This window comes from Cellulophaga sp. L1A9 (genome assembly GCF_009797025.1).
Lineage (GTDB): Bacteria > Bacteroidota > Bacteroidia > Flavobacteriales > Flavobacteriaceae > Cellulophaga.
Window position 1 is genome coordinate 587,763 of the sequence record NZ_CP047027.1, and the last position, 12,749, is coordinate 600,511.

10 protein-coding genes are annotated in these 12,749 nt (G+C 36.2%); all 10 read right to left on the bottom strand.

Annotated elements, in window-relative coordinates; all coding sequences use genetic code 11:
- Positions 1-8: 8 nt before the first annotated feature.
- On the bottom strand, positions 9-1,637 hold the full coding sequence (locus GQR94_RS02375; RefSeq protein ID WP_158973941.1) for a family 43 glycosylhydrolase: 1,629 nt from the start codon (positions 1,635-1,637) through the stop codon (positions 9-11).
- Positions 1,637-1,957, bottom strand: coding sequence for a hypothetical protein (locus GQR94_RS02380; protein ID WP_158973943.1), 321 nt, complete (start codon positions 1,955-1,957; stop codon positions 1,637-1,639). Before GQR94_RS02380 ends, GQR94_RS02375 begins: the two co-directional genes overlap by 1 nt.
- The gene (locus GQR94_RS02385; RefSeq protein WP_158973945.1) at positions 1,924-2,490 is read right to left on the bottom strand and encodes a hypothetical protein; all 567 of its coding nucleotides are present in this window, start codon (positions 2,488-2,490) and stop codon (positions 1,924-1,926) included. The genes GQR94_RS02380 and GQR94_RS02385 overlap by 34 nt, the downstream gene beginning before the upstream one ends.
- Entirely contained in the window at positions 2,487-4,859 is a 2,373-nt protein-coding gene (locus GQR94_RS02390) for a right-handed parallel beta-helix repeat-containing protein (protein ID WP_158973947.1), read from the bottom strand. Before GQR94_RS02390 ends, GQR94_RS02385 begins: the two co-directional genes overlap by 4 nt.
- 18 nt (positions 4,860-4,877) lie before the next feature.
- Positions 4,878-6,722: an alpha-L-fucosidase gene (locus GQR94_RS02395; protein WP_158973949.1), complete on the bottom strand. Its 1,845-nt coding sequence runs from the start codon at positions 6,720-6,722 to the stop codon at positions 4,878-4,880.
- 72 nt (positions 6,723-6,794) lie between these two features.
- Positions 6,795-8,423, bottom strand: coding sequence for a glycoside hydrolase family 172 protein (locus GQR94_RS02400; protein ID WP_158973951.1), 1,629 nt, complete (start codon positions 8,421-8,423; stop codon positions 6,795-6,797).
- Between the two features lie 34 nt (positions 8,424-8,457).
- Positions 8,458-9,024 (bottom strand): sulfatase-like hydrolase/transferase, encoded by a 567-nt coding sequence (locus GQR94_RS22420; RefSeq protein WP_199271522.1) that lies wholly within the window; start codon positions 9,022-9,024, stop codon positions 8,458-8,460.
- Positions 9,008-9,940 carry a sulfatase-like hydrolase/transferase gene (locus GQR94_RS22425; RefSeq protein ID WP_199271523.1) on the bottom strand — a complete coding sequence of 311 codons (933 nt, stop codon included), beginning with the start codon at positions 9,938-9,940 and terminating at the stop codon, positions 9,008-9,010. Before GQR94_RS22425 ends, GQR94_RS22420 begins: the two co-directional genes overlap by 17 nt.
- Positions 9,941-10,000: 60 nt before the next feature.
- On the bottom strand, positions 10,001-11,239 hold the full coding sequence (locus GQR94_RS02410) for an acetylxylan esterase (protein ID WP_158973953.1): 1,239 nt from the start codon (positions 11,237-11,239) through the stop codon (positions 10,001-10,003).
- 29 nt (positions 11,240-11,268) lie between these two features.
- A complete protein-coding gene (locus tag GQR94_RS02415; RefSeq protein WP_158973955.1) occupies positions 11,269-12,747 on the bottom strand; it encodes an arylsulfatase in 1,479 nt (492 codons plus the stop codon).
- Positions 12,748-12,749 lie beyond the last annotated feature (2 nt).

The window sequence follows — 12,749 nt, forward strand, 5'->3', positions numbered from 1 at the left end:
ATAAGAAGTTATTCTTGAATTTTTATAAGTGATACATTATCCCAATATCCAACACCATCAAAACCATCAGAAGTAATACAACGCAATTGTAATTTGTTGGTATTTCCGCTATTGAATACGCCATTGTATGTTACCCATTCATCTGATTTGTTGTTAGCATCTAACTCAAACTTGCTATTTTCGTCAAAACTACCATTGGTATCAAAAATGACTTTCCCTTTTGTTCCTGAATTTATTTTCAACTGGACACTTAATTTATAATTAGTATTTGGGGTAATTTCTATTTTTTGAACCAAAGGCTTTGGTTTTCCTTTACCTTTGTATTGAAGTGAGTAATATCCTTTTGCTGAATCATCTCTATAACTAACATAAGGTTTTGGGTTTTTATTAAACCAATGCTTTACTAAACCTAGTGTTGCCAATTCAAAAGAAGGATTCTTTACCAAGTTATCGACGTTTGACTTGGATACTTTTATAGAAGATATTTTGTTTTGAGCTCCTACAGCATCTAAATCAATTCTATCTTCTTCAAATGTCCAAGATTTTCCTCTAAAATTGTCTTTTTCAAAACAAGTAACCACATATTTTTCAGGGATTTGAATGGAAGAAATCGCATTACTTTGAATTCCTTTTTTATCTAAATCTGCTTTGGTATATTCTCCAAGATTTAATGTTCCAAACATTTCATTAAAATTAATATCCTTATGAAAAGTTGGTAATTTTACTCCTAAACTTTGCTTTACCATTTGAATGGTTCCATCTTCATTAAAATAAACAGGATCAAAACAAATAGATCTTTGAGGTCCTATTCCGCCAGATAAATTCCCGTTATGATAAAACACGTACCACTGACCTTTAAACTCTACTAAGGATCCATGCATGGTAATTATATCTGTATGATCCAAAAACACTCCTTTAAACTCCCAAGGTCCTAAAGGTTTTGTACTCATAGCATAACCCATTTTGTTCGTTTTTGGAAAATGATCTGGATAGATTAAATAATACAGATCTTTTCGTTTGATAACAAAAGGGCCTTCTCTGTGACCTGTAACACCAATTTGTTCGGTCATTTCTCCTTCAATCTCCATCATGTTATCATTTAGTTTTGCCGCATAAGGTTTTGTATTTACTACTGCATAAATATAATCTTGCCCATCATCATCTATAAAAACACCAGGATCACAGAAAGTATTCAGTCCTTTTACATATCCTTGGACTTCAAAGTCTGATGCTGGTTTTTTACTAGTAGCAACTCCAATTTCCCAAACTCCTTTTTTGTTTTTATGAGGAAAATATAAATAATAAGTACCATCTTTAAAAACACAATCTGGTGCCCACATATAACCTCCGCTTTCAATACCCCAACTTACATCTCTTGAATGCAATATTTCTCCATGATCTTTCCAAGTAATCATATCCTCAGTAGAAAACACATGATAACCATCCATAGTTTTATACCCTATTGCTGGAGCAACATCTGTTGATGGATATACATATAAGCGACCATCTTCCCATGCGTGTGCAGATGCATCTGCAGTAAACATGTGGCTTACAATTGGGTTAGACCTTCGATTCTGGGCATTAATTTGAAATACTGCTATTAATAATAAAAATGCTAAAAATTTCTTTGTTTTCATTAGTTCTCGTTTATAATATATCGATTCCAAAATGAAGCTATGTTATTAGCATCATTACCTAAATTAAATATGTACCAATTTTCTACGCAATCAGAAAAATCTACGCCTCCAGCTGCAATCCATTTATTAGTCCATTCTGATTCCCATTCTTCACAAACCTTCTCGGCATACGTCCATATCTCGCGAGCACTTTTATTTGGATTATCTGAAGAAGTAGCTCGCTCTAACCATAACTTGTCATTACTTCTATAACCAGGTGTTTCATTATCATCAGTATTGCCATCATCTATTTTAACATAGACTGTATTTTTTTTAACCAATTTAGTTCTGATTCCGTGGTGTTTTTTTCATTATACTTACTGTGCTGAACACTAATGACATTGCTTTGTATTTTGGTCAAAGCAACACTTTCTGCAATTACAGCTTGCAACACATCATATGTAAAATTTGATTGTCCAGCCTCTTGTACAAAAACCTTTCCTCCTGCATTCAATACAGGGATAATTTTATTTTTTGCTCTAACAACAGATTCTGACCAATTTGCATGGGCATTCGTCCAGTCTATATTTTCAGTCCCAAACAAAAAATTATAATAATCCGGTACCCCATTAGTAATAAAAATATGGTTTTGATCGCCGTATGTTCCTATTACTGCAAAATAATCGACGCCAGATAAATCAGGATGTTTGAGCATACTCGCCAAAGCAGCAGCAGCCATCACATCATCTTCATCTGGTTTAAGGTCAAAATTTGCAAGTAGTAGATCCGTATTCTTATTAAAGGTTTGGGACAAAGCGACAGGAAGGCCTAATACTAAAAAAAGTATGGTAAAAACGAGAGATTTCAGTTTCATAAGGTTGTTTTAATTAAGATTTCTTTCTGTTCACGAACTACCTTTAAAGTGACTGGAGAAGCATTAGCGCTTTCCAAAAGTTGCAAAAACTGCTTTTCATTAGCCACCTTTTTTCCATTGACATTTAAAATAAGATCGCCTTCCAAAAGCCCAATATTGGCAGCTTGTGAATTTTGAGGTGCTTTTTTTAAAGCTATTCCTCCGTCCTCTTTAGATACGCCATAGGCAGAAAATTCCATACCAGATAAACCACTAATAGTAGCGCCCATCCAAATTGTGGCCTTAGGCTTTCTTTTAGTGCGGTCACTTTTTATAAGCTGATCAGAAACACCTAATGCTGGTATTTCAGGGGTTTTTGCTATTGCTTTTAGTGACGGTTTTTTAACTCCAAATTGATCCATCGGAAAGTTTTTAAAACCTATATCAAATGCAGGTGAGCCTTCTTTCACTCTAAAATCTCCATTTTCAGGATCTATGAATTGAGGATTGGCAACTATGGAATGCACATCCCAACCGAATATTTGAGTGAGTTCTGCATCAAATATTAAATTGCTATCAACGCGTTTTCCAGCTGTCTCCTGTTTCGGAACATTGACGCCTTGATAGGTAAACATGAAGATATTAGAGTATACTTCATCTTCACTATTTTCATACCACACATGTGGATGAAAGGTATTGTTCACCGTGATATTGTTCCATGCACGTCTTCTGTAACCTTCGCGAAGTTTTAAACCACCTGCCAACATTAAATTATTATAAATATCATAATAGGTAGAACCATCATCTAAATCAATGTCCCAACCATGATCACAACGCCAACGACTGTTGCGAATGATGGTAGTTTTTATCGCATCTGCAAAAGGCAAATCTGGATCTTTTTCTATATCAAAGTTTTTAAGGCGCCAATACCTATCTCTTCCCCATGAGTTAAAAAATCCGTGATCATGTGTTTCCAAGACGGTATTAAACACATCACAACGTTCAATTAAATGACCGCCAAAAGCGCCATCTCCAATATTGATCCCTGAACGTGCACAATCATAAATTGAACAATCCCTTACAGTAATTTCCATCGCCATGGTTATTTCAACTCCTGCTGGCTGTCGTTCCACCATTCCAATATCATGAATCAAACAGTCTTCTACAATGCCCAAAGATGGATAATTTTCTGTTTTTGGCCCAGGTGTTCTATCAATTTCTGAAAATTCATTAGTCTCTCCATATTCAAATAATGGATTGCGTAAGGCCTTTGGATCGCCCACAAAACAGATACCACTTGCCCCTGTATGGTGAATGTAATTGCCTTTTATTAGTGTACGACGGTTATAGGTATTCACAAAGATGGCATTTCCACCAACCTGATCAAATTCACAATCTAAAATCTGGATATCTTCCGTACCTGTCAACATAAAGGCACCACCTCTAAAAATTGTCCAATCAGAACGTACCATCGGTTCTTTGGTTTCCATAAACGTTCTGGCAGCGTGCCTTACTACAAAACCTTGTAAAGAAATGTGTTTCACTGGATTCTCAATTGAACCTTGAAAGTCTATCAATTGCTTTAACCGAACAACTTCCAGCTTGGCTGTAGCTAAATCTGTAGTTTCTTCAGGTTTATAGTATAAAGTCTGTGAAAGTTCATCATGAAACCACTCGCCTGCGGCATCCAATTCTTCGAAAATATTTTCTGCCATACGGTACTCGGGATGCATTCCTAACTGGCGATTGTTTTGCCAACCACCTTCATAATTCACCTCACCATCAGCATTTTTTCCGGTGATTACGTAATGATAACCACCCCAACGTTTTGAATGCATAGCATGAATATAACCCCCTTTAGGATTCTTCCATCCTTCAGCGCGTTCCTTTGAAAAAGCATCTGCTGCGTAGCCTTGATAGGCTTCCGTTTTTTTACTTGCATCGTAATTAGGATATCGTGCCATACGTTGGTTTGATCCATCAATAAAAACCTGATCTATGATCATTCCTTTTGGTGTTTTTGCCTGAAATATGCCATCACGATACGGTGTCCATTGAAGTTCTAACTTTAAACCTCCGCTTAACACCGCACCGCCTTCATTTTGCGCTCGATATACAATCGGGTATTTTTCTGAACCAGAATCTTGCTGAGTGAAAACGATGGTTTCAGGTAAATAATAAACCCCATCTAAAAAATAGATTGTTACAGTCTCTTTACCTGCATAAGCACGTGCTTTTTTTTGAGCGGCACCGAAGGTCGCCAAAGGATTATTTTTCTTACCGCTATTGGCATCCGAACCATTTGGACTTACATAAATATTCAAAGCATATGCTGAAGACAACATGCTTCCACAGAAGAAATAAATTAAAATAAATAGGTAATTTTTCATTTAAATAAAGATTATCAATTAATGATCTACTGGTAATAATTGTACACTTATCACATTTGGTTTGGAGTCCTTAAAATCGGAGCTTACTTCAAGCGTTAGCGTATGCATGCCTACTTTATTAATTTTAATAGTTCCAAGTATAGTGACAGCACATTTCATTTCGGTTGCCATTCTTTCATTATCCCAACGTTCGTGTTCAATCAACTTATTTTCAACCGATTGTTCTCCCAAAGTTACACGCATACTCCCATCGGCCTTCAAATATTCTTCTTCTTTTACGCTACAAACTACAGCTACTTTATACCTACCTGGTTTTATCACTCTAAAATCCCAGCTTAGCGCTTGTCCGGCTTCATCAAGCCCAACGGTCATTCCTCGAGTAGGCATTATTCCTTCATCTTTCTTTAAAACCGTAAATATTCTTTGATCTATTGGACGAAGTGGTTTATTAGCAACAAATTCATTATCGTGGATGGTTGATCTAAAGGCGTCTAAAATGACTGTTCCATCCAGTTGTTGCAAAAATGTCTGTTCCATTTTAGCTTTACCTTCTATTTGCAAAGCAACTACAGATACAAAAGGGTCTGGTGCCGTCTTAGGTATTTTAATGGAAATTATATTTGTGCCTGTGGCTGCATTAAAATCCGAATCATAAGAAAGTGTTTGGCTGCTTGCCAAAAGAGAAGCTTGAACTACCTTATTGCTAAGTCCGTATAATTTAAAAACGCCATTTTTTGGCCAATCCACCACATTAAGATATAAAGTCATGGTTTTTTCCTGATGTCGCTGTGTGATTGATCCCCAATTGAATTCATAAGGATAGGGACTTGCTTGAGTTCCATAAATAGCCGCTCCATTTTTTTTAAGCCAATCACCCATTATTTTAAGTCGTTCTTGTGATTCTAAAGGGATAACACCTTTACTATCAGGACCCACATTTAACAAATAATTTCCACCGTTACCAGTGATATCTATTAACTTTTCGAGCATCGTTGCTGGCGATTTCCAATGATTGTCATCTGCTTTAAAATGCCAGTTATCATTCATTGTTTGCGCCGATTCAAAATCTACACCTATATTTCCTGAAGGTGTCATATTATCTCCCATAGACAGGTAATTTACATACTCCAAGGTATCATTATCACCTAAACGACTATTGGAAATTGCACCATAAGAATTCAATAAATCCGCCATTTCTTGTTGACCTAACAATCGCTTTTTATTTGGGTTTCTAAAACCCGCAGAGCCATCAAACCAAAACAATTTGGGCTGATAATTTTCGCACAATTCCTTTATCTGTCCATACATATAATCCATATATTTGGTAATATCCGCATCTGGATTAGGGTTAAAATGAAAACCGTTACGGTTGCTGTATGAAGGATCATATTCTGGATGATGCCAATCGGCAATTGAATAGTAAAAACCAAGTTCAATACCAGCTTCTTTACAAGCTTTTGCCAATTCTCCAACAATATCTCTTTTAAAAGGGGTTGCATCCATCACATCCCAATCTGTTAATTTAGAATCCCATTTACAAAACCCATCGTGATGCTTGGTGGTAAAAACTATATATTTCATACCCGCATCCTTGGCAATACGCACCCATTCATTGGCATCGAAATCAACGGGATTAAAGTTTTTAACAGATGCTTCATACTTTTCTGTTTTATTAAGACCTTCTTCCAAAAAATCTTCTGAAGTAGATGCGCCAAAATGAATAAACATACCAAATCTGGCATCTCGAAACCAACTCATCAAGTCTTTATCTGATGGTTTCACTTCATTTATTTTTTGAGCCTTTAACAAATTGGTTGTGAAAAACAACATTGATAATATTAAATAATAACTACAACTTTTCATTTTTTTTAATATTTATGCTGTTGAAAGGTTTAAAAGCTTTCATTTTATATATTTTATTTTTTTATATAAATATTAAAAATTTGATAAAACACCTTTAGGATCAGGAGTACGGTTGGATGTAGTTGTAACATCACCATACCAATAAACTCCAACACCATAAACCATATCACAATCTGTTCCACTCCAAACTTCCATATCTAATTGTAATGAACTTCCAAATGGCATGACGTCCAGCGAACGGGTACGCGTTTCTGTGCTCAGTCCTTTGGTGTTTCGCTCACCTATTTCTGTTTTTCCGTTTAACTTATTATACTTGTGGCTGTATGGCTGCGCATGAAAAGGATGTTCATAAAAATCAGTACTCATACCTCCCCAAGAGTACGCATAGTAATCTTCTGTACCTGTACCAAAAATAGATGGAAAATCTTCACCATCTACCCATATTTTCTCATCTCCTTCTCCCCACCATTGCTCAACAGGGTTCATAATGGTTAAGGCATCTCCCACATATACACCACGTCCTTTAATCGTTACATAATTCCAATCGGAAAAAGGACGTGTAGGCACAGGATTTTGCCCTCTCCATGCAGCATTAAAGTACAAACTGTTTTCATCCCATACCCAATTTCCAACCGTAGCATCCAATTGAATATTTACAGGTTTATCACCTAGATTGAGAAGAGTTACCTTTCCTGATTTCTGGTAAGGCATTACCCAACGACATGACATTGTTCCTTCTTCACTTACCGTACGATACCATCCCTGAAACGGATTTAGTCCAATCCCTGATCCAAAGAAATCGCCAATAGGGCACCAAACTGTTTGTTGTCCATCAAATTCTATTTTAAGAACAACCGAACGTGTCACTAAAGAATCTGAGTAATCACCAAGCTTAATCGAAAGGTTTTTGAGAGCAGAAGTACCTTCTGGCAATACAACGGACTTTTCTTCATTCTTAGCTAAAACACTCTGTAATTTGACCGCTTTACCAGTTATTGTATATTGAGGATTCAAAAGCGTTTCACAAACTTCATTTATTTGGGGTTTTGCTTTTTGATAATCTTCCATAGTAAAGGTTTTTATACGTGTTCCTTCTTCATATTCCCTATAAGTGAATTGGTAAAAAAAAGGTCTTTTTGTTACTGTGACCTTGCAACTTTTTGCATAAGGAATAGGAAAAAAAGAAACGGCAGATCTTATAGATTTATGTGCCAAAGGAAAAGGGAAAAGATCCGTACCATCTAAAAGCCCAAGCATATTCCCTTCAAATGTAGGTTGTTCTGCTCCATCCAAATAAAACTTGATGATAATATCTGTTTTTGGATTTTTCGTGCTTCGAAACGGCATCCAGGTACGTACGATTGCACCAGCACCCTGATGATCCATCAACACCCACTCTTTTTGACCATTATTTTCTTCAATTCGTAAAAAATTATGATCTTCGTCAGTACGATTAAAATCATGGTTTGTAAACCATCCTACTGAGTCTTGAGGACTTACCGAAGCACGATTATAACTGCTTTCCTGTTTTAAACGAAAATTGTTTTGGGGAAATTTTGCCACCATATCGCGATCTATCATTTCATAAAGAAGCGTCTCTATACTAATATTCTTTTTTGATTGGGAGTAAGAAAACGAGACCGTTGTTATTGTTAAGAGAAGGCTTAAGATTAATATTTTAGTTATTTTTATATTTTTCATTTTTTAATTGGTTAAATTAATTTATCTGGTTCTTTTACTTTTCTACTTGATAAGATTTTAATAATGCTTTCATCTGTTTTACTTTTTCGGGATATAGGTTATACAAATTTTTTGTTTCATATAAATCCGTTTCCAAATTATAGAGCTGTGCAGGTGGTGCATCTGCTTTTATTTTACCAATTTCAATATCACTATTGACATTTTCAGCGAAAGATATGGCTGCTGGCCCACCAAAAGCATGCGTACCTTGTTTTCCAGAAGCAAACCCACCTCCACCTTGAGCTCCTATATATAACCAGTTACCTTTACGAATAGCTAAATGAGAGGTTTTTTTTGGCGCTAAAAGCACTTCGTCTCTTATCTGTTTATTGGTTTCGCCAGTAATTGCTCCTAATATGTTTTTACTATCCTGACCTTGTCCTTGCTCCAATTCCTGTTCTGTAAGTGCTGCGAAAGTGGCAAGCATATCCACATTACAAATCAACTGATCAGACACTTCTCCAGCATTTATTTTATTAGGCCAATGCGCAATAAAAGGAATACGATGACCGCCTTCCCAAGCATCAAACTTAAAACCTAGTAAATCACAATTTGTGTCCATCTTTCCAAGCTTTTTGCCTTGTAGCATTAAACATCCCCCCATTATCACTTGTGAAAATAACCAAGGTATTTTCAGCTACACCCATTTCTTTAAGTGTTTGCATGACCTCACCAACAATCCAGTCTAATTCATGAACAAAATCACCATACAAACCACTTTCACTTGTTCCTAAAAATTGTGGTGCTGGAGTAAAAGGATGGTGAATGTTTGTTGTAGCAAAATATAGAAAGAAAGGCTTCTCTTTTTGCTCTTTCATCCAACCTAAGGCTTTTTCTTTTAAATGAGTTCCTACTTGATCATCAACATATAATGCATGGGCATTATCGGCTCCTCCAATATCATCCAAATTCATTTTTTCAAAAACTTCTCTTGTTTTGGCTTTGTTTTCATACACAAATGGGTCGGCTTCCGTCAGCCCTACCACATCATGATTTTCAACATATACAAAAGGAGGATGACTATTTACCACTGGTACACCGTAGTAATAATCAAAACCAAGTACATTTGGTCCGGGGTTTAATGGTTTGTTCCAATTAACAGGCTCTGTTGTCCCAAAGCCTAAATGCCATTTTCCAATACAAGCCGTTGCATAACCCGCTTTTTTTAATACGGATGCTATAGTCTCTTTTTGGGTATCAATTACTAATTTATTTTTGAGAAAAATAGGATTGTTTAAATTACCATGTCTAATAGGGTACTCTCCTGTAAGTAAGGCATATCGCGATGGTGTACAAACAGCTGACGCAGAATGCGCATCAGTAAACATTCGTCCTTCTTTGGCCAGTTTGTCGATATTCGGTGTTTGAAGTTTTGTTGCTCCATAACATCCTAAATCTCCATAGCCTAAATCATCTGCATTTATTAAAACAATATTAGGAAGTTTTTGATTTACTTGTGCAAAGCTTAGTTGACTCAAAATTGAGATTATGCAAAACGTCAGAATATTTTTCATAAGAGTATTCATATTGTTTTAAATTTATAATTCTATAAGTTGTGAGGATATAATTACTCCTCGCTCATCCTCTAAATTCACATAATAGGCTTTACAGCCTTTTGGTACCTTTACTTTCACCAATTGATTTTTGGCTTTTAATACTAAAGATTTAGAACACCATGGTTCTGGATGTGGATGTTTTTCACTTTCTAATTTAGTATAGGTTAAACTCTTTTTTTGATAATATAAAGTAGCTTTTAAAACAGGAACCTCGGAATTATATTTTACAATACTCTTACGTCCAAAAGGTTGCTGAGAAACAGATCCTAATCCTGGTGTTTTCCCTTTTAAAATATGGTCTGCAAATTCATAAATTTCAGGAACTTCATTAGGTTTCCATCCTGGAGGATGACCATGTTTCATACTTGGATGAATACTCATAAAAGCATGATCTTTTGTAACCTCAAATGAATGCGATGTAATATTTAAAGAGAAATGTGCATCACTATCTCCATTTACCCAAAGCGTAGGAACTGAACCTTTGGAAAACTGACGTGCAGGATCCCAAAACTTTTTATCCTCAATAACTTTTAAACTATTATCGCCTTCATCTCCAAAATGTCCTTTGGATTCATACAAAAACCCGGCACCATAGACAGGAATAGCGCACTTTAATCTATTATCAACTCCCGATACCAAACTACTTAAAATACCACCCCATGAAATACCCGTTATACCAATGCGGTTAGCATCTACTTCCGGCAACGCTGCTACAAGCGAATTTGCTAGTAAAATATCGGAAACGGCATGATACATCCATTGCTCTTTAAGTGGTGCTTCAATATCATCAAAACGTCCTACACGCTGCGGACCACTATATGCGTGCAAATATTTCTCTTCGCCTTTCTCATCACTAACATGTCCTTCCAAACTCATCGCTATAGCAGCATATCCTCTATCATTCCAATTTTTTACCCATTCGTAAAAAGCCCGACCACCACCACCATGAACTAAAACCATTGCAGGTACAGGTTTTTCGCTTTTAGGGATTCCTAAATATGCAAAAGCTCTTGTTGGTTTTCCTTTATATTCAAGTGTTTCATAAAACAAAGCCTTAATGTTTCCTTGGTCTTTAGACGATTCCCAATACACCTTAGGCGCTTGAAAAACTTTTGGATCTAACTGTTCAACTAAGCTTTTCTTATTATGCTGTGCTACCATTAAAAAACTAACAGCATACAACAAAACAAATAAAATATATTCTCTATATCTCAATCTCATAGAAACACAAATTTTAACATTATTATTTACTAAAATTGTTGAGGAGCCCAATCAGGTATTCCAAACTCTTGTAATTGTTTGTTATAGCGTTTGGCAAAAGGCTGATCTTCCGGTGCCACCATTGGTAAATCTTCATTCACCATTAATGGCTTTACGTTCTCCCACCAAATATCATATGCACTGCGCAACTGAGCAACGACCTCAGGATTTTGTACTGCCACGTCATTTTCTTCAGATGGATCTATTGGGATATTATACAATTGACTATTATTATCTAGGCGCCATTGTTCAGTTCTCACAGCAGATTTAGCATATTTTGCTTCTTCTCGCTTACCTTCTGGCCATCGTCCACAATGAATAAACAATTCTCTATCAGACCATTGAGCCTTAGGATTCTCTAATAACGGTACTAAAGATCTACCACTTAATTCTTGCATTTGTTTAGGTAATTCTACGCCAGCTAATTCTGAAAAAGTTTGGTACATATCAATATGAGATGTTAATCCGTCAACATCAACTCCCTCTCCTAATTTACCTTTCCAATACCAAAAAGCTGGTACATGTGTACCTCCTTCAAAAGGTGAATTTTTTCCACCACGTAAATTGGCATTAAAATGCGTTACTTTTTCTCCGTTAAGACTACCACTTAAATGCGTTGCGCCATTGTCTGTCATAAAAATTACAAGTGTGTTTTCCAAGGCATTCCATGCTTTCAATTTTTGCATCATTTCGCCAAAATTATCGTCAATATTTTCAATCATACCATACCTACCTGCGGTGCCATCATCATATCCTAAATCTAAGAAGCGTTTTTTATATTCTTCGGGTGCCACCAATGGTGCATGTGGTGCATTTAAAGCTACGTATGCAAAGTATAGTTCATCAGCATCATTTTGCTTTTTAATCCAAGCAAGAGCCGAATCAAAAAACACATCGGTACAAAAACCTTTAGTTTTAACAATAGTATCATTGTGGAGTAATACATTATCAAAATATAAATTTTCTTCATTAGGAGGAAAATCCCCGTATCTAGTTTGTCCGATACCTCCTGCACCGTGCATCAACACCTCATCAAAGCCGCGGTTTGTTGGAAGATATGCTTCGTCATCCCCCAAATGCCATTTACCAAAAAGACCAGTTTTATAACCTGCGGATTGCAATGCTTGTGGCATCGTAAATACGTTCAACGCCATACGTTCACGCTGCAAGATCGTATGTGTTACACCCACTTCAAAAGGACGATTACCGCTCATAATTGCAGATCTTGTAGGTGCACAGGTTGGACTCACCTGAAAATCAGTAAACCGCGTTGATTTTCCGTAAAAATCATCAATGTTGGGTGTTTTTAAAACTTCATTACCCATACACGCCAAATCGCCCATACCTTGATCATCGGTCATTACCAAAATGATATTTGGTCTGGTGTTTTTAAGTGATTTATTTTGAGCTGACATTGAGCATGTCAGTGCGAATAGCATTATTACAATAAATTGTGATTTATTTTTCATCT